Annotated in this window: 17 protein-coding genes and 1 riboswitch; of the genes, 7 read left to right on the forward strand and 10 right to left on the reverse strand. The window is 63.7% G+C overall.

Annotated features, from left to right (window positions below; translation table 11 throughout):
* Positions 1-111 precede the first annotated feature (111 nt).
* Positions 112-975 carry a class II fructose-1,6-bisphosphate aldolase gene (fba, locus tag RCI06_RS04045; protein WP_276871860.1) on the reverse strand — a complete coding sequence of 288 codons (864 nt, stop codon included), beginning with the start codon at positions 973-975 and terminating at the stop codon, positions 112-114.
* 197 nt (positions 976-1,172) lie between these two features.
* On the opposite strand from fba, the gene RCI06_RS04050 reads away from it, so the two are divergent.
* Both RCI06_RS04050 and RCI06_RS04055 read left to right on the forward strand, forming a co-directional pair.
* The gene (locus RCI06_RS04050) at positions 1,173-2,588 is read left to right on the forward strand and encodes a sodium:alanine symporter family protein (protein WP_306574444.1); all 1,416 of its coding nucleotides are present in this window, start codon (positions 1,173-1,175) and stop codon (positions 2,586-2,588) included.
* Positions 2,554-3,234: a YjjG family noncanonical pyrimidine nucleotidase gene (locus RCI06_RS04055; RefSeq protein ID WP_101549800.1), complete on the forward strand. Its 681-nt coding sequence runs from the start codon at positions 2,554-2,556 to the stop codon at positions 3,232-3,234. The genes RCI06_RS04050 and RCI06_RS04055 overlap by 35 nt, the downstream gene beginning before the upstream one ends.
* Before the next feature lie 61 nt (positions 3,235-3,295).
* On the opposite strand, the gene pheA is transcribed toward RCI06_RS04055, so the two are convergent.
* A complete protein-coding gene (pheA, locus tag RCI06_RS04060) occupies positions 3,296-4,411 on the reverse strand; it encodes a prephenate dehydratase (protein WP_306574445.1) in 1,116 nt (371 codons plus the stop codon).
* 212 nt (positions 4,412-4,623) lie between these two features.
* Positions 4,624-5,637: a 3-deoxy-7-phosphoheptulonate synthase gene (gene aroF / locus RCI06_RS04065; RefSeq protein ID WP_306574447.1), complete on the reverse strand. Its 1,014-nt coding sequence runs from the start codon at positions 5,635-5,637 to the stop codon at positions 4,624-4,626.
* A 77-nt stretch (positions 5,638-5,714) separates the two neighbouring features.
* On the opposite strand from aroF, the gene RCI06_RS04070 reads away from it, so the two are divergent.
* Positions 5,715-6,035, forward strand: coding sequence for a hypothetical protein (locus tag RCI06_RS04070; RefSeq protein ID WP_172439175.1), 321 nt, complete (start codon positions 5,715-5,717; stop codon positions 6,033-6,035).
* On the opposite strand, the gene groL is transcribed toward RCI06_RS04070, so the two are convergent.
* Together groL and groES are read right to left on the reverse strand one after the other, a co-directional pair.
* Entirely contained in the window at positions 6,032-7,660 is a 1,629-nt protein-coding gene (groL, locus tag RCI06_RS04075) for a chaperonin GroEL (RefSeq protein ID WP_101549794.1), read from the reverse strand. The two genes, RCI06_RS04070 and groL, sit on opposite strands and share 4 nt — an antisense overlap.
* Positions 7,661-7,706: 46 nt before the next feature.
* Positions 7,707-7,991: a co-chaperone GroES gene (gene groES / locus RCI06_RS04080; protein ID WP_101549792.1), complete on the reverse strand. Its 285-nt coding sequence runs from the start codon at positions 7,989-7,991 to the stop codon at positions 7,707-7,709.
* 231 nt (positions 7,992-8,222) lie between these two features.
* On the opposite strand from groES, the gene RCI06_RS04085 reads away from it, so the two are divergent.
* Positions 8,223-9,161 carry a D-2-hydroxyacid dehydrogenase gene (locus RCI06_RS04085; RefSeq protein WP_306574449.1) on the forward strand — a complete coding sequence of 313 codons (939 nt, stop codon included), beginning with the start codon at positions 8,223-8,225 and terminating at the stop codon, positions 9,159-9,161.
* Positions 9,162-9,485: 324 nt separating this feature from the next.
* Here the strand turns inward: RCI06_RS04085 and RCI06_RS04090 are convergent, their stop codons facing one another.
* From RCI06_RS04090 to RCI06_RS04110, 5 genes are all read right to left on the reverse strand, one after another.
* Positions 9,486-10,064: a folate family ECF transporter S component gene (locus RCI06_RS04090; RefSeq protein WP_306574450.1), complete on the reverse strand. Its 579-nt coding sequence runs from the start codon at positions 10,062-10,064 to the stop codon at positions 9,486-9,488.
* Positions 10,065-10,132: 68 nt separating this feature from the next.
* Positions 10,133-10,230, reverse strand: a riboswitch (THF riboswitch).
* Between the two features lie 66 nt (positions 10,231-10,296).
* Complete coding sequence (locus RCI06_RS04095) at positions 10,297-11,055, reverse strand: phosphoenolpyruvate-utilizing N-terminal domain-containing protein (protein ID WP_101549784.1); 759 nt, start codon at positions 11,053-11,055, stop codon at positions 10,297-10,299.
* A 187-nt stretch (positions 11,056-11,242) separates the two neighbouring features.
* Entirely contained in the window at positions 11,243-12,904 is a 1,662-nt protein-coding gene (locus RCI06_RS04100; RefSeq protein WP_101549782.1) for a hypothetical protein, read from the reverse strand.
* Positions 12,905-13,020: 116 nt separating this feature from the next.
* Complete coding sequence (locus tag RCI06_RS04105; RefSeq protein ID WP_101549779.1) at positions 13,021-14,364, reverse strand: AI-2E family transporter; 1,344 nt, start codon at positions 14,362-14,364, stop codon at positions 13,021-13,023.
* An 86-nt stretch (positions 14,365-14,450) separates the two neighbouring features.
* Positions 14,451-14,918, reverse strand: coding sequence for a TspO/MBR family protein (locus RCI06_RS04110; RefSeq protein ID WP_172439174.1), 468 nt, complete (start codon positions 14,916-14,918; stop codon positions 14,451-14,453).
* 224 nt (positions 14,919-15,142) lie between these two features.
* Between RCI06_RS04110 and RCI06_RS04115 the strand changes: the two genes are divergently transcribed.
* Genes RCI06_RS04115 through nth form a run of 3 tightly spaced genes read left to right on the forward strand, consistent with a single transcriptional unit; the run spans position 15,143 to position 16,965 of the window.
* On the forward strand, positions 15,143-15,721 hold the full coding sequence (locus RCI06_RS04115; protein ID WP_101549774.1) for a chromate transporter: 579 nt from the start codon (positions 15,143-15,145) through the stop codon (positions 15,719-15,721).
* Complete coding sequence (locus RCI06_RS04120) at positions 15,718-16,308, forward strand: chromate transporter (protein ID WP_101549771.1); 591 nt, start codon at positions 15,718-15,720, stop codon at positions 16,306-16,308. Before RCI06_RS04115 ends, RCI06_RS04120 begins: the two co-directional genes overlap by 4 nt.
* A 12-nt stretch (positions 16,309-16,320) precedes the next feature.
* Complete coding sequence (nth, locus tag RCI06_RS04125) at positions 16,321-16,965, forward strand: endonuclease III (protein ID WP_276871881.1); 645 nt, start codon at positions 16,321-16,323, stop codon at positions 16,963-16,965.
* Positions 16,966-17,099 lie beyond the last annotated feature (134 nt).

Genomic DNA, 17,099 nt, shown 5'->3' on the forward strand with positions numbered 1-17,099 from the left:
AAAAGATAGCGCAAGACTGCACAAAATAATGGCGTAAACGTATGGGTCCCGGGGAGGCGTGAGAACTAAAACATCCGCCGGTTTAGCCGGCGGATGTTTTTTCTTTATGCTTTACGCCTTGCCGACCGAGCCGAAGAGCTCCATCTTCTCCTTGACGGTCGCCTTGATCGCGTCGCAGCCGGGCGCGAGCAGCTTGCGGGGGTCGAAGCCCTTGCCCTGCCGGTCCTTGCCCTCTTCGATATACCCGCGGGTCGCGGCGGCGAAGGAGAGCTGGCACTCGGTGTTGACGTTGATCTTGCTGACGCCCAGCGAGATCGCCTTTTTGATCATGTCGGCCGGGATGCCCGTGCCGCCGTGAAGGACGAGCGGCATCGACGGGTTCAGCTTCTGGATTTCGCTGAGCACCTCGAAGTTGAGGCCCTTCCAGTTTTCAGGATACTGGCCGTGGATGTTGCCGATGCCCGCCGCCAGCATCGTCACGCCGAGGTCGGCGATGCGCTTGCACTCGGCGGGGTCCGCGACCTCGCCGCCGCCCACGACGCCGTCCTCCTCGCCGCCGATCGCGCCGACCTCGCACTCGACCGAAATGCCCTTGGAAGCGGCCAGCGCGATGATCTCCTTGCTCTTTTCGATGTTCTCCTCGATCGGATAGTGGGAGCCGTCGAACATGACCGACGAGAAGCCCGCCGCGATCGCCTTTTTGGCGCCCTCATAGCTGCCGTGGTCGAGGTGCAGCGCCACCGGCACGGTGATGCCGAGGCTTTCGACCATCGCTTTGGTCATCGCCGCGACCGTCTCGAAGCCGCACATATATTTGCCCGCGCCCTCGGAGACGCCGAGAATGATGGGGGAATTGCATTCCTGCGCCGCGAGCAGGGCCATCTTGGTCCACTCAAGGTTATTGATGTTGAACTGCCCGACCGCGTAATGTCCCTCATGGGCCCTGGTAAGCATGTCCTTCGCCGATACTAACATGTTTCGTCCTCCTCGATCATATGTTGGAATGGTACGTCCCGCGCCCGCCGGACGCGGGCGCGATTGTGCAATGGTTCTATTATATGGGATTATTTGCAAAAAATCAAATTTTTTTGCCCGGACGCGCCGTTGACGCGCCCGCGCGCAAAATGCTATGATGTTTCCGGGACTCCCCGGGAACACGCTGGGAGGATGGCATGGAAAAACTCGCGGAAGGGATCGCAAAGCTCAACCAACTGGTCGGCGGCTTCGTGTGGGGGCCCGTCATGATCGGCTTCCTGCTGCTCGCGGGCCTCTATTTCACGGTCGGCACCGGTTTTTTCCAATTTCGGCGGTTCGGGCTGTGGCTGCGCGGCACCCTTTTCGCCATCTTCCGCAGCCCCGATGTGCGCGACCGGCGCGATCCCGGCGCGATCTCCCAGTTCCAGGCGCTCGCCACCGCGCTGGCGGGCACCATCGGCACCGGCAACATCGTCGGCGTGGCCACCGCGATCACGGCGGGCGGGCCGGGGGCCATCTTCTGGATGTGGATCTCCGCGCTCGTCGGCATGATGACCAAATACGCCGAAAACGTCCTCGGCAACCGCTACCGCTACCGCGACGCCCAGGGCAAATGGGTCGGCGGGCCGATGGTCTACATCGAGCGGGGGCTCGGCTGCCGCTGGCTCGCGGTCCTCTTCGCCGTCTTCTGCGCGGCCGCCTCCTTCGGCATCGGCAACATGACCCAGGCCAACTCCATTTCGGGGGCGCTCGCCTCCTCCTTCGGCCTCTCCCCGCTCGCCGTCGGCATCGCCGTCGCCACCCTCGCCGGGGTGGTCATCCTCGGCGGCATCAAGCGGCTCGCCTCGGTCACGGAGCGCCTCGTGCCCTTCATGGCGGTCACCTACACCCTCGGCGGCGTTCTCATCATCTGCCTCAACTGGCGCGGCATCCCCGCCGCCTTCTCCGCCATCCTATCCGACGCGTTCACCCTGCGGGCCGCGGGGGGCGGCGCGGTGGGATTCATCCTCTCGGACGCCGTCCGCTACGGCGTGGCGCGCGGGGTCTTCACCAACGAGGCCGGGCTCGGCAGCTCGGTCATCGTCAATTCCGCCTCCAACGTGAAGGAACCCGTCCGCCAGGGGATGTGGGGGATCTTCGAGGTCTTTTTCGACACGATCGTCATGTGCACGATCACCGCGCTGGCCATCCTCACCTCGGGCGCGCACCTGCTCGGCGGGGACGGCGCGGAGCTCGCCATCGCCGCCTTTTCCAGCGGTTTCGGCCGGTTCGGCGGGGTGTTCATCACGCTGGCCGTCTGCTGCTTCGCCTTCGCCACCATCCTCGGCTGGTCCTACTACGGCGAACGCGCCGTCGACTACCTCTTCGGCGCACGCGCCCGCGTCTACTACCGCCTCTGCTTCATCGGCATGACCGTCGTCGGCTGCGTGGGCAGCCTCCAGTTCGTCTGGAGCGTCTCCGACACCTTCAACGGCCTCATGGCCCTGCCCAACCTGATCGCGGTGCTGCTGCTCTCCCCGGAGGTGTTCGCCGCCACCCGCGACTACCTCGGACGTATCAAAAAAGGAGGACCCTCCCATGAAATACGACGTCATTCTGCTCGACGCGGATGAGACCCTCTTCGACTACCGGCGGGCCGCCCGCGAGGCCCTCGCGGGCACCTGCGCCGCCTTCGGCGTCCCCTTCAACGAAGAAGTCCACGCCCGCTACCACGCGATCAACGACGCGCTCTGGAGGCTCTACGAGCAGGGCGGCACCACGCAGGAGGCCCTGCGGGTCGGGCGGTTCGAGCGGCTCGCCGCCGCGCTCGGCGCGTCCTTCGACCCCGCCGCCTTCAACGCCGCCTACACCGCCGCGCTCGGCGAGGGGGCCTATCTGCGCGAGGGCGCGCTCGAACTCTGCCGGGCACTTTCCGGAAAGCGCCCCCTCTACATCGCCACCAACGGCCTTGTCGCGACCCAGAAGCGGCGGCTCGAAAAGTCCCCCCTGCGCCCGCTCATCTCGGACATGTTCATCTCGGAGGAGATCGGCTTCCAAAAGCCGCGCAAGGAATATTTCGACGCGGTGCTCGCGGCAGCCGGGAACCCCGACCCCTCCCGCGTCATCCTGCTGGGCGACTCGCTCACTTCCGACATGGCGGGCGGCAGAAACGCCGGCGTCGCCACCTGCTGGCTCGCGCCGGAGGACGCCGTCGACACGGTCGGCTGCGACTACCGCGTCTCCGCCCTCCCCGATTTCATCCCCATCGCGCTGGCGTAGCGCGCTGCAAAACGCAAAAAAACAGGCGGACGCGACTGCGTCCGCCTGTTTTTCATTCTGTTCAGTCCCGGTCGCTCCGGTAGGCGCCGAGCAGCCGGAAGTCCTTGGCCCCGGCGGAGATCTCCGCGAGCACGCCGCGCACGTCGTCGCTGTCGACGTCCCCCTCGAAATCGAGGTAGAAGCGGTAGCTCCACAGCTCCTCGGGGATGGGGCGGGACTCGATCTTCACAAGGTTGATCCGCCGGTCGGCAAAGTGCCGGAGGGTGTTGTAGAGGGTGCCCGATTCGTTGTCGAGCGAGAAGGCGAGGCTCACCTTGTCCGCCCCGGCGGGCGCGAGCGCGCGCCCGATGACGATGAAGCGGGTCGCGTTGTGGCGGCTGTTCTCGATCGCCGGGGCGATGATTTCAAGCCCGTAGAGGGCGGCCGCGCGTTCGCTCGCGATCGCCGCCTTGGCAGGGTCGCCCCCGTCGGCCACCAGGCGGGCACTTTCAGCGGTGCTGTGAAACACGGCCTGTTCCCAGCCGGGGTGCTCCGCAAGAAAGCGGCTGCTCTGCTCGAGGCCCTGCTCGTGGGAATAGACGGCGCGCACCGTGTCGAGCGTCGCGCCCGCCACGCCCACGAGGTTCTGATGGATGCGCAGGCGGCGCTCCCCGACGATGAAGAAACCGTAGCTTCCCAGCAGGTCGTATACCCGCGTGATCGCGCCGGTGGAGGAGTTCTCGATCGGCAGCACGCCGTAGTCGATCTCCCCGTCCCGCAGCGCGGTGAAGACGTCCTCGAACTCGGCGCAGGCGGTCCGCTCCCGGTCCTCGCCGAAGTAGTCGGCGAGCGCCTGCTCGGAGAAGGAGCCCGGCGCGCCGTAGTACCCTACCTTCCCGGTCAGCGGGGCCGCCTCACGCGGCAGCGCGCCGCCGATGTCCCGCCGCTGGGCCGCCCGGCTGATCGCCATCACCGCGTTCATAAACCGTTCCGCCTCGGCCGCATAGCCCGGGTCCCGCAGCCGCGCGACCGCCTTATCGAGCACCACGCGCTCCCGGTCCCGCTGCAGGACCTGCATGTTCCGCACCTTTTTAAACCGCGCGACCTCGCGCACCACGTCCATCCGCCGCTCAAAGAGCGGGATCAGCTGGGAATCGATCTCGTCGATCTCCCTCCGGTAGCCTGCCAAATCCTCCATAAGTACCTCCCTGCGGCTTTCTTGAAAGAAAGCCTGCCAAAGAACTTTTGATTAGATATGCCGCGGCGAACCGCCTGACGCTCGCGGCGTGCGAATGGGGCCTTGCCGCACGGGCGGCGGGTTGGGCTGGGGCGGCGGCCCGCCTGAACCCAAGTTTTCGCCGGGCCTTTTTCAAAAGGCCGCTTTTTACAACCGTCCGTTCCCCCGCATCCCTACAGCTCCCTGCCGACGGCGTGGGCGATGGCGCGCAGCTCCTTGACGAGCTCTCCGTAGACGCTCGGACGGATCGACTGCTGGCCGTCGCAGAGGGCGTTGGCGGGGTCGTTGTGCACCTCGATGATCAGCCCGTCGGTGCCGACGGCGACGGCCGCCTTAGCGAGCGGATCGACCATCCACCACTTGCCGCTCGCGTGGCTGGGGTCGACGACGACGGGCAGGTGGCTGAGCTTTTTGACCGCCGGGATCGCCGAGAGGTCGAGGGTGTTGCGGGTGTAGGTCTCGAAGGTGCGGATGCCCCGCTCGCAGAGGATGATGTTTTCGTTGCCGCCCGCCATGATGTATTCGGCGCTCATCAGCCATTCCTCGATCGTGGCGGAAAGGCCGCGCTTGAGGAGGATGGGCTTGTGGGTGTGTCCGAGCTCCTTGAGCAGCTCAAAATTCTGCATGTTGCGCGCGCCCACCTGGATGACGTCCACCTCCTCCGCGAAGAGCTCGATGTCGTAGGGGGACATGATCTCGGTCACGATCGGAAGTCCCGTCTTGGCGCGGGCCTCCTTGAGCAGCCTCAGGCCGTCGTACTTGAGCCCCTGGAACGCATAGGGGGAGGTGCGGGGCTTGAACGCGCCGCCGCGCAGGAAATCCGCGCCCATCTCCTTAACCTGCTCCGCGATGCCGCAGATCTGCTCCTCGCTCTCGACCGAGCAGGGCCCCGCCATCATCGTGATCTTTTTGCCGCCGATCTCGCGGCCTCCCGCCTTCACGACGGTCGGGTCGGGATGGAACATGCGGTTGGCCTTTTTGAACGGCTCGGCGACGTGCATGACGCGCTCGACGTTGCGGTTTGCCTCGATCCAGGTCGGGTCGATCTTGCTCGTGTCGCCCACAAGGCCGAGGATGATCAGGTCCTTGCCGATGACCGGGTTGACCTCCACGCCCCGGCTGGTGAGCGCGTCGGTGAGCTTGTCGATCTCCTGCTGCGGGGTTCGGGGTCTCATAATGACGATCATTGCGGTTGCCTCCAATAAATTTGATTTTACGCAAGGGTCCGTCATCCGCGCATACAAAAAGAGGACCCATTGCGTCAATGAGTCCTCTGGATATATTCCCTGCGATCAGCCGCGCGGAACTATCTGCTCATCAAACACAATCTTTTTCCATAGCCAAAAAAGCCGGTGCTAAAGTAAAAGCCCCAGCTAAAAAAGCCGAAAAATCGATTCTGTTTGAGGGTGAGCTTGTTCATGGCTTCCTCCGCGTGTCTGGTTTGGTTGTTTTCATTATAATCGAATTGCACAATCTGTCAAGGCATTTTTTGAAATTTTTCACAGCGGCCCGTCCCACAGGCACACAAAAAAGGCCCCGGCGCGGTGCGCCGGGGCCTTTGGGGTGCGGGGTTTCGCGGGATTAATACATGCCGCCCATGCCGCCCGCGGGAGCCGCGGGGACCGGGTTCTCTTCCTTCTCGTCCGAGACGAGGCTCTCGGTGGTGAGGACCATCGCCGCCACGGAAGCGGCGTTCTGGATCGCGCTGCGGGTGACCTTGGTCGGGTCGACGATGCCCAGCTCGATCATGTCGCCGTAGGTCTCCTTGGCGAAGTCGAAGCCGTAGCCGACCTTGCGGGTGCGGCGGAGCTTGTCGATGATGACCGAGCCCTCCATGCCGGCGTTCTCGGCGATCTGGCGGATGGGCTCCTCCAGCGCGCGGCGGACGATGCGGGCGCCGGTCTTCTCGTCGCCGTCGAGGCCCGGGATGAGCTTTTCGACCGCCGGGATGGTGTTAAGCAGCGCCACGCCGCCGCCGGCGACGATGCCTTCCTCAACAGCCGCCTTGGTCGCGGACAGGGCGTCCTCGATGCGCAGCTTCTTTTCCTTCATCTCGATCTCGGTGGCAGCGCCGACGCGGATGACCGCGACGCCGCCGGAGAGCTTCGCCAGGCGCTCCTGGAGCTTCTCCTTGTCGTAATCGCTGGTGGTCGTCTCGATCTGGGCGCGGATCTGCGCGATGCGGTCCTTGATGGCCTTCTTGTCGCCCATACCGTCGACGATGATCGTGTTCTCCTTCTGGATCTTGACCTGGCGCGCGCGGCCGAGCTGGTTCAGCTGGGTCTCCTTCAGCTCGAGGCCGACCTCTTCGCTGATGACCTGGCCGCCGGTCAGGATGGCGATATCCTGGAGCATCTCCTTGCGGCGGTCGCCAAAGCCGGGGGCCTTGACCGCGACGCAGGTGAAGGTGCCGCGCAGGCGGTTGACGATGAGGGTGGAGAGCGCCTCGCCCTCGACGTCCTCAGCGATGATGAGCAGCTTCTTGCCGCCCTGGACCACCTGCTCGAGCAGAGGCAGGATCTCCTGGATGGAGGAGATTTTCTTGTCGGTGATGAGGATGTAGGCGTCGTCGAGGACGGCTTCCATCTTCTCGGTGTCGGTGACCATGTAGGGGGTGATATATCCGCGGTCGAACTGCATGCCCTCGACCACGTCGGTGTAGGTCTCGGCGGTCTTGGACTCCTCGATCGTGATGACGCCGTCGGCGGAAACCTTTTCCATCGCTTCGGAGATCAGCTCGCCGATGAACTCGTCGCCGGACGAGACGGACGCGACGCGCGCGATGTCCTTGCTGCCCTTGACCTTCTTGGAATTCTCCTTGAGCGACTCGACCGCCGCGTCGACCGCCTTGGCGATGCCCTTCTTGACCGCCATCGGGTTCGCGCCCGAGGTGACGTTCTTCATGCCCTCACGCACCAGCGCCTGCGCCAGCAGGGTCGCGGTGGTGGTGCCGTCGCCGGCCGCGTCGTTGGTCTTGGTCGCGACCTCCTTGACCAGCTGCGCGCCCATGTTCTCATACGCGTCGGGCAGCTCGATCTCCTTGGCGATCGTCACGCCGTCGTTGGTGATGAGCGGGGCGCCGAACTTCTTGTCGAGCACGACGTTGCGGCCCTTGGGTCCCAGGGTGATCTTAACGGTGTCGGAAAGCTTGTCAATACCGGCCTGGAGCGCCTTGCGGGCATCCTCGCCATAGCAGATAACCTTAGCCATATTTATCAGTCTCCTATATCAAAATTTATTGTTCACGGGGCTGTGATCATTCCACGATCGCGAGGATGTCGTTCTGGCGCACGATGGTGTATTCCTCGCCGTCCACCTTGACCTGCGTGCCGGAATACTTGCTCATCAGGACCTTGTCGCCGACCTTGACGGTCATCTTGACTTCCTTGCCGTCAACCAGGCCGCCCGGGCCGACCGCCAGAACTTCGGCGATTTCCGGTTTTTCCTTCGCGGAGCCCGCCAAAATGATGCCGCTCTTGGTGGTCTCTTCCGCTTCCGCCATCTTTGTGACAACTCTGTCTGCCAATGGTTTGATCGTCATGATGAATTCCTCCAGTTATTATAATAGTTTTTTGACAAATTTAAGGAGATTTGTTAGCACTCTTTCTCTCTGAGTGCTAAGACTATTCTAATACATTTTTTCTAAAAATCAAGCCCTTTTCCAAAAAATTTTCAATGTTAACATTTTGGTAACAATCGCCCGTCCGCGCCCCCAGTTTCTTGTAATGCGCGCCCGCTTCTGTTACAATGTCCCTGCAAGGGAGGTCAGGGCATGAAAGTAGTGGTTCTCGACGGATTTCTCGCGGGGTACGGCACGGGCGGCCTGCCGCTCGACCCCGCGCGCTTTACGGTGGAATGGTATGACGACACCCCGCCCGGGCAGATCGCTGCGCGCATCGGAGACGCCGAAGCGGTCTTCACCAACCGCGCGCCCCTCACCGCGGAGACCTTCGCCGCCTGTCCGCGCCTGCGGTTCGCGGGCACCTTCGGCACCGGCTACAACATGATCGACCTCGAGGCGGCGCGCCGCGCGGGCGTGACGGTCCGCAACGTGCCCTCCTACAGCACGATGGCGGTCGCGCAGAGCACCATCTCGCTGCTCCTCTCGATCGCCTGCGCCACCCCGGAGCACGCCCGCTACGTCCGCGAGGGCCGCTGGGTCTCCCCCACCGACCCGCAGGTCGCCGGGCAGCGGATGTTCGAGCTCGCGGGCAGGACGCTCGGCGTCATCGGCTACGGCGAGATCGGCCGCGCGGTGGCGAAGACCGCCGCCGCGCTCGGTATGGAGGTGCTCGCCTGCCGCCGCCGTCCCGCGTCCGGAGACGGCGCGGCCCGGATGGTCCCGCTCGGCGAACTGCTCGCGAAATCGGACGTGGTGAGCATCCACTGCCCGCTGACCGACGAGACCCGCGGCATGGTGGACGCGGAGATGATCTCCCGCATGAAGCCGGGCGCGGTGCTGCTCAACACGGCGCGCGGCGCGATCCTCAACGAGCGGGACGTGGCCGACGCGCTCGACTCCGGCAGGCTCTACATGGCCGGGCTCGACGTGCTCTCCGAGGAGCCGCCCGCGCCCGGCCACCCGCTCGCCTTCCATCCGCGCGTCATCTGCACCCCGCATGTGAGCTGGATGCCCGTCGAGACGCGCGAACGCCTGCTGCGCCTCGCCGCCGAGAACCTCACGCGCTTCGCCGCCCAGGGAGGGCTTTGAAAATCCCCCTCTGAACCCCGCCAGGGAGGGCTTTGGAAATCCCCCCTGAACCCCGCCAGGGGGACTTTGAAAAGTCCCCCTGGACCCCGAAACTTTTGATGCGGGCAGGGCGCCGTTCCCTATCGCGCCACGCCGCCCGCGAGGTTCTTTCCCAAATAAAAATTTTCGTCCGCCTTTTTTAAAAGGCGGCGGGTGAGAAAACGCCCGGCACTCTGAAAGAGTGCCGGGCGTTTTCGAGGGCGGAGCCCTTTACCCGGGCCCGCAGGCCCTGCTTCAGGAGCATTTTCTTTGCTTCTTTCTTTTGCGATAGAAAAGAAAGAAGGTTCACACAAGGGCGCGCGCGCGAATGGTCGCGGTGGCCTTGAGCAGCGCGTAGAGCATCGCCACTTCGACCGGGAAGAGGAAGAGGTTCTTGATCACGCGCATGCCGACGAGCGCGACAAACGCCTGCCCGTACATCATCGACAGCCACAGCGGGTTGAGCAGGAAGGTGACCACCACCATGACGCTCAGATGCGCGGCTGCCGTGCGCCCGAGCGTGACCGGCTTGCGGTAGAGGATCAGCCCGTAGAGGAAGCCGCGCATGAATTCACTGATCGTGAACCCGGGGAAGAAGGCGCTTCCGTCGTTGCGGGTGAAGTACTTGAGGATGTCGATGGCCGCGCCCGCCAGCCCGGTGAGCACCGGGCCGAAGAGCATGCCGGCGGCCGCGATCGGCAGGAAGGTGAAGCTCACGCGGATCAGCGCGCTTATGAAGATCGTGAACTGGTTGAGCAGCACCGACAGCGCCATGAGCATCGAGGTGCCCGTCAGCGAACGGACGCTGCGGGTCTCCCGGGCCGACTCGGCGGTCAGGCGGGGAATCCCGCGCAGCTCCGCCGCAAGGGAAGAAAACCGATTCATCAAAAAAATAACCTCCTTTCATGTAACAGTCTCTTGCTACATGAAAAGAGGGCTCGCTCTTTGGATGCAGCAGCGGGATGCGGGACCGGCACCGCAAGGATTCCTTTTCGTCCGCCCGACAACTCCCCGTTCGGGCGGCACTTAACGCGCCGGTTCCTACTCTGCTATGAGTATGCTCCTATCATATCATATCCGCGAAAAAATGCAAGAGGGAACTTGCTTCCCTGCACCGTCAGCCCGACTGTCCGCGCGGGCCCTGGCAGCCCTCCCGCACCGCCATGAGGGTGCGCTCGTCCGGGTCAGCGAACACCTCGCCGGTAAAGCCGTTCACCACGACGACCCCGCCCTCCCGCAGGGTGAAGAGCCTCTCTCCCACCCGCGTCACGGCGGGCACCCCCATCGTGCGCGCGAGGATGCAGGCGTGGGACATCTGCGAGCCCCCGCTCGTGACGAGCGCGAGCACCCTGCCCCGCTCGATCCGCACCACCTCGCTGGGCAGCAGGTGGCGCGCCGCGAGCACCCACGGCTCCGGACCGCGCCCCGGCAGGTCCGCCTCCTTTTCGCCGCGCAACCTCCGCATGACCCCGTTGCACACGTCGGTCACGTCCGCGCTGCGTTCCCGCATGTAGGCGTCGTCCATCGCCGCCAGCATCTGCGCAAGTTCCCGTCCGGCTTCCTGCACCGCGTATTCCGCGGTCAGGCCCTGCCGGACGATCCGGTCGGTCACCCGGTCCTCGAAGTCGGGATCGGTCAGCATGATCCGATGGATTTCAAAAATGCGCGCCTCGTCGGGGCCCGCCTCCTCCTGCGCGCGCAGCTGCAGCGCGTCGAGGATGCCGAGCGTCTCCGCGCGCGCCGCCTCGAACCGCTCCAGCTCCACGCGGCTGTCGGCGGCCGGGCAGGGCCCCACCTGGCGCACCGAGTTGTCGAAGAAATGCAGCCGCCCGAACACGAGCCCGCCGCTCCCGCCGATCCCCGTGAGCCTCTCCATCGTCCATCCCTCCTCCCGTGTGAATTTTACAGTTTAAAGCGGTATTTCAATACATCGCCCGGATTTCTTCCATTATAGTGAGGCAAACCTGTTCTGTCAACAAAAACAGGGCGAAAAAAGCGGTTCCGGCCGAAACGCCCCGCCGGGAAAAGAAGGGGGCCCCGCGGTTTCGCGGGACCCCTGCTGCTTATTTTTGGGTGTAGGCGAGGTTGTCGAACACGGTGGCCTGGCTGATGATCCCATCGCCCTCGGTGTATTCGATCTTGACGCGGTCCCCCTCGCGGGTGAGCGCCAGCTCGTCGGAGACGAGCGCGGGGACCGTGAAGATCTTGTCGGGGTGCTCCGCGAGGATCATCTTGTAGACCGTATCCCCGCCGCTCACCTCCGAGGCGATGCGCTCGACCGTCCCGGTGACCACGGCCTGCTCCGAGGCGGGCGGCGCGACCCCCGCGATGCCCGAATTCTTGAGCCCCTGCTGGTAGTCGCGCAGCGCGAGCGGAATCGTCTCGCCCGTGCCGACGATCGAATAGTTGGCGACCGATACAAAGGCGTACTGCTTGATGAGGCGGCTCTGGTCCTTGAGCGCCATGAAGTAGGTCGGCTGGCCCTCGACGTTCAGGATGAGCGGGAAGGTCGCGTCGTAGCCCAGGTGCTGGACCTTGCCCTCCGCCGAGCCCTGCGCCGCCATCTCGGTCGCGCCCGGCATCTGGTAGACGATCGATTCCTTGGTGACCATGTCGACCATGATGAACCCGATCGCGCTGTCGTCCCCGCCCACGCTCGTCATGCCGGTGAAGAGGTAGCAGCGGTCGTTGTTGTAGATGATCATGTGCCCGGCCGAGGCGCGGTATTTGTCCTTGTCCGCGAAGTTGAGCCAGCCGCGCACATACTCGCCCTTGTTGTTGATCTGGCGGATGATGAAGTCCTCCGGCTGGATGCGGTCGACCCATTCGGGGATCGTGTCGATCGTATACTTTTCCATCTCGCCGGTGGTCGCGTTGACCACCCACGCGCCCGTCGCCTCGGGGAGGCTGAAGCCGCGCCGGTTGCGGTAGGTCGTATAGATCCAGTAGGGCTGGCCGTCGTCGGCGATCTCAAAGGAGGGGTCGGTGATCCCGTCGAACCACGCCCCGAAGAAGCGGGTGTGCCTCGTCAGGTCGTGCAGCAGGTAGTTGCCCGGCTGGTATTTCACCTTGAAATTTTCGACGTACTGCACGTCGTTCACATCGGTGGCGGACACGAGGATATAGCCCGGGGTGCCCGACATGTTGGTCAGCCACTTGAAGAGGCCGGAATGGTAGAGCGGCACCGCCCACACGAGCTTGCCGTCCACCCGCTGGATCGTCGCGTCGTTGCTGCCCAGGCGCACCTGGCTGCCGAGCCCCGCGCGCTCGCCGAGCTTCTTGTCGGCCAGCCGCACGGCCAGCTCCTGGTCTACGACCGGCACCTGGTTGAGGTCGACCGCCTGCATGCTCGCGGAAAACTCGACCACCTCGGAGGTGCCGAGCTGGTCGCGGAAGGCCTTCCAGTTGAAGATGAAGGAGGAGCCGACCAGCACCACGATGAAAAACACCCACGGCAGCGCAAGCAGGAGCTTGGTCCAGCGGGGGAACTTCTCGTTTGGCACATAGTTGAACGGCCGCTCGCTGCGGTCGGTGAACTGGAAGGTCAGCTCCCCGAAATGCATGAGCGCCCACGCGCCGACATAGAGGGTGATGACCACCGCCCAGAAGAAGGCGCCGTCCGAATAGAAAAAGGGGTTGAGATTGGGCGCCTCAAAAAAGATATAGAGGCAGATGCCAAGGGTAATGACAAGGTAGGTAACCAGCTTGTACCGTTTGACCTTCACAGTCAGTCCTCACTTTCGATGCCGCATTTTGTATAGAGTATTCTATCACACTTTTCCTCAGCGCGAGAGGAAACCGGCAAATCTTAACAAAAGATTCATCTTTCTTCACAGTTTGTTCACGCATCGGTCGAGTCGTTTTCCCTCCCGCCGGAGGCGTCCTCCGGCTCGTCCGTTTTTTTGCGGCGCGGCGGCCCGATGCGGGAGACGTGCGCCCCGCGCAGCATGCCCGGCGCGCCGCGCCGGGCGGGCTTCTGCTTCTTCGAGCCCTGCGGGATGGGCGAGTCGGGCGCGCTGTAGCTCACCAGTTCCAGCGGCATGCCGCGGGCGGCCAGCCGCGCGTCGACGAACCGCCAGATGAGCATGTAGACCACCGAGAAGACGGGCACGCCCAAAAACATCCCGATGAACCCGTAGAGGCCGCCGAACAGCATGATCGCGAAGATGACCCAGAAGGCCGAAAGCCCCGTAGAGTCGCCGAGGATTTTGGGGCCGAGGATGTTGCCGTCGAACTGCTGGAGGATGAGGATGAAAACGAGGAACCACAGCGCCTTGATCGGCGCGTCGATCAGGATGATGAAAAACGAGGGGATCGCGCCGATAAACGGCCCGAAATAGGGGATGACGTTGGTGACCCCCACGATGACCGAAATGAGCATCGCGTTGGGCATCTTGAAGAGGGTCATCCCCAAAAAGCAGAGGATGCCGATGATGAGGGAGTCGAGGATCTTCCCGCTGATGAAGCCGCCGAACACCCGGTTGGCCTCGGCGGTCAGGTCAAGCAGCCAGTCGGCGCGCTGCTGCGGAAGGATGGCGTACCAAACCTTTTTGCAGCCCGCGCAGAACCGCTCCTTGTCGAGCAGCATGTAGACCGAGATGATGATGCCCACCACCGTGCTGAGGAGCCCCGACGCAAAGCTGGTGGACGCCGAGACGAGCCAGGGAAGCAGCTGCTTCATCATCGAGACGGTCGAGTTCAGGATCGTGTCGGCGTACTGCCTGAGCGCGTTCGAGATCGTGGCGTCAAGGTCGAGGTCGGGGAAGAGCGCCAGCAGGCGCGGCAGCCAGGTGTCAGGCGAATTGAGGTAGCGGGAAAGCCTGTAGACGAGCCCCGTGATGCTCGAGATCAGCTGCGGGATGACGATCATGACGAAGACCGCGATCACCCCCGCCGCGAACAGGAAGGTCAGCAGCACCGCGACCGCGCGGATGCACTTGCCGCTGACGTGCTTTCCGAGCAGGGGGGAGAGGATGGCGCGCTCGATAAATTTCAAGATCGGATTGAGGATGTAGGCGATGCCGAACGCGTAGATGAAGGGGGAAATCAGCCCCAACACCGTCGAAAACGCCCTGCCCACCACCGGAAAATTGTTCAGCAGCCCGTAGAAGAGGATCGCCGCCGCCAGCACCAGAAACGCGTAGACGGCCATGGTCGTATCCCGTTTGTTGAAATTCAGTTTCATCTGCGCACCTTTTTTCTTCCGTCGTTTTGCCCGCGGGCCTTTTCCCTATTCTACCACAGCGGTAAAAAAATTGATAGAGGATGCGGTCAATTCAGCGCCGCGACCGCCCGGTTGAGCGCCGCCGCGTAGAGCAGCCAGCAGAGATAGGGCGCCGTGAGCCAGAGTGTGCGCCGGGAGAGCATCGCGAAGCAGGCCGCGGTGACCGCGGCGAGCGCGAAAAGGGCGCACAGCTCCCAGAAGGCAAAACGGAAAAGCCCGAACCGGAAGAAGAGCGGGCTCCAGAGGAAATTGAGGAGGAGCTGCGCGCCGTAAAAAGTGAGCGCCTGCGTGCGCGCGGAGGAGGCGGGCTTCTCCCATATGAGATAGGCCGCGATCCCCAGCAGCAGGTAGAGCAGCGGCCACACGACCCCGAATATCCATGCGGGCGGCGCGAAGGCGGGCAGATCGAGCGATTCGTAGACCGCGCGGACGTCCCCTGAAAGCCAGTTGCTGAGCAGCCCGCCGGCCAGCGGGACGGCCACCGAGACCGCAAGGGGTTTGAGGCGGATGGTCATGGGCGTTCCCCTCTTCCATACAAAATTTTCCTTTCTGTAGCTTATGACAAAACAGTAACATTTATTCAGATTGTTTGACGGGGCCTGTCGTTTCGGGGTATAATAAACGCGTAACCGCATTTTCCGGCCGGCCCCGCCCGCGGGGCCGCGGGTTCGTCAGGGGTTCCCCTGGGCGCGCGGCTGATCAAACAGGCGTCGCCTGTGGAAAAGAGTCTGAATCGCACATGAAAAAGAATCACCCGCTTTTAAGACTGTTCGCCGCCTTCTTCAAGATCGGCCTCTTCACCTTCGGGGGCGGCTACGCGATGATCCCCCTCATCCACCGGGAGGCGGTGGAAACCCACCAGTGGATCAGCGACGAGGAGATGCTCGACGTGCTCGCCATCTCCGAGGCGACCCCCGGGCCCGTCTCCATCAACTCAGCCACCTTCATCGGCTACCGCGTCGCCGGGTTCTGGGGGGCCGCTTCCGCAACCCTCGGGGTCGCGCTGCCCTCCTTCCTCATCATCGCGGTGCTCTCCCTCTTCATCATGCAGTACCAGCGGTTCACCTGGCTGACCTGGGTGTTCGACGGCATCCGCGCGGGTGTCGTCGTGCTCATCCTCAATGCCGTCATCAAGCTCGGCAAGCAGGTCCCCCGCACCAACTTCGTCGCGATCGTCATCCTGATCGATTTCCTCGCGGCCTCCTTTTTCAACGTCAGCGTGATCCTTCTGCTCGTCCTCTCGGGCGCGGCCGGCGTCGTCCGCCAGCTTGTGATCGCGCGCAGGAACCCGGAAGCGGCGGGAGGTGACGGCAAATGATCAACCTCTACCTCTTCCTCACCTTTTTCAAGATCGGGCTTTTCACCTTCGGCGGCGGCTACGCGATGATCCCGATGATCCAGCAGGACATCCTCTCGCACGGCTGGCTCACCCAGCAGCAGCTCATCGATTTCATCGCCATCAGCGAGTCCACCCCCGGCCCCTTCGCGGTCAACATCGCCACCTTTGTGGGCATGTCCCAGTCGGGCGTCGCCGGCGCCGTCTGTGCCACCCTCGGCGTCGTGCTCCCCTCCTTCCTCATCATCCTCATCGTCGCGAAGTGGTTCGGCCGCATCCAGGAGAACATCTATGTGAAGGCCGTCTTTTACGGCCTGCGCCCCGCCGTCGTCGCCCTCGTCGCGTCGGCCGCGCTCTCGATCTTCACCGCGATCACCCTCGGCGGCCTCTCCCCCCACGCCCTGCTCTACTTCTGGACGCTGCCCCACATCAGCTGGCGCGCCATCCTGATCGGCGTGATCGTCTTCGCGGTCAGCCGCTGGCGCAAAAAGCTGCATCCCATCTGGCTCATCTGCATCTCCGGCGCGCTGGGATTCGTCTTCCACGCCGCGCTGCCCATGATTCCTTAAAGGAGGTTCCCCATGAACAAGAAAAAAGCCGCCCTGCAGGCGGTGGAGCTGCTGAAAGCGGAATACCCCGACGCGATCTGCTCCCTCGACTACCAAAAGCCCCACGAGCTGATGATCGCCACCCGTCTGGCCGCGCAGTGCACCGACGCGCGGGTCAACATCGTCTGCGTCGATCTCTTCCAGAAATACCAGAGCGTCCGGGACTTCGCGGAGGCGGACGTCGCCGACGTGGAGGCGATCGTGAAGCCCTGCGGCTTCTACCACACCAAGGCGAAGGACATCGTCGCGATGTGCCGGATGCTGATGGAGCAGTACGGTGGCGTGCTCCCCGACACGGTCGAGGAGCTGACCAAGCTCCCCGGCATCGGGCGCAAGACCGCGAACCTCGTGGTGGGCGACGTCTACGGGAAGCCCGCGATCGTCTGCGACACCCACTGCATCCGCATCACCAACCTGCTCGGCCTCACCGACAGCAAGGACCCCGCCAAGGTGGAGGAACAGCTCCGACCGCTGCTGCCGCCCGCCGAGTCCAACAACTTCTGCCACCGGCTGGTGCTGCACGGCCGCGCCGTCTGCATCGCGCGGCGGCCCCAATGCGACAAATGCGTGCTGAATGTCTGCTGCAAGCACTACAAGGATACATACAAGGTGAAATGATATGGCATGAAAAGCGGCCCCCCCGCCGGCGGGGCGCGGTTGGTATTTGGGGGTACCCCCCGCGAAGGCCCCCCGGCCCGCCGGCCCGCAAACAGAAAACTAACCCAACTTTGCCGCCCCCGCGAGGGCGCCGC

It is taken from the genome of Anaerotruncus massiliensis (ex Togo et al. 2026) (assembly GCF_030825285.1).
In the GTDB taxonomy this organism is placed as follows: Bacteria; Bacillota; Clostridia; order Oscillospirales; family Ruminococcaceae; genus Anaerotruncus; species Anaerotruncus massiliensis.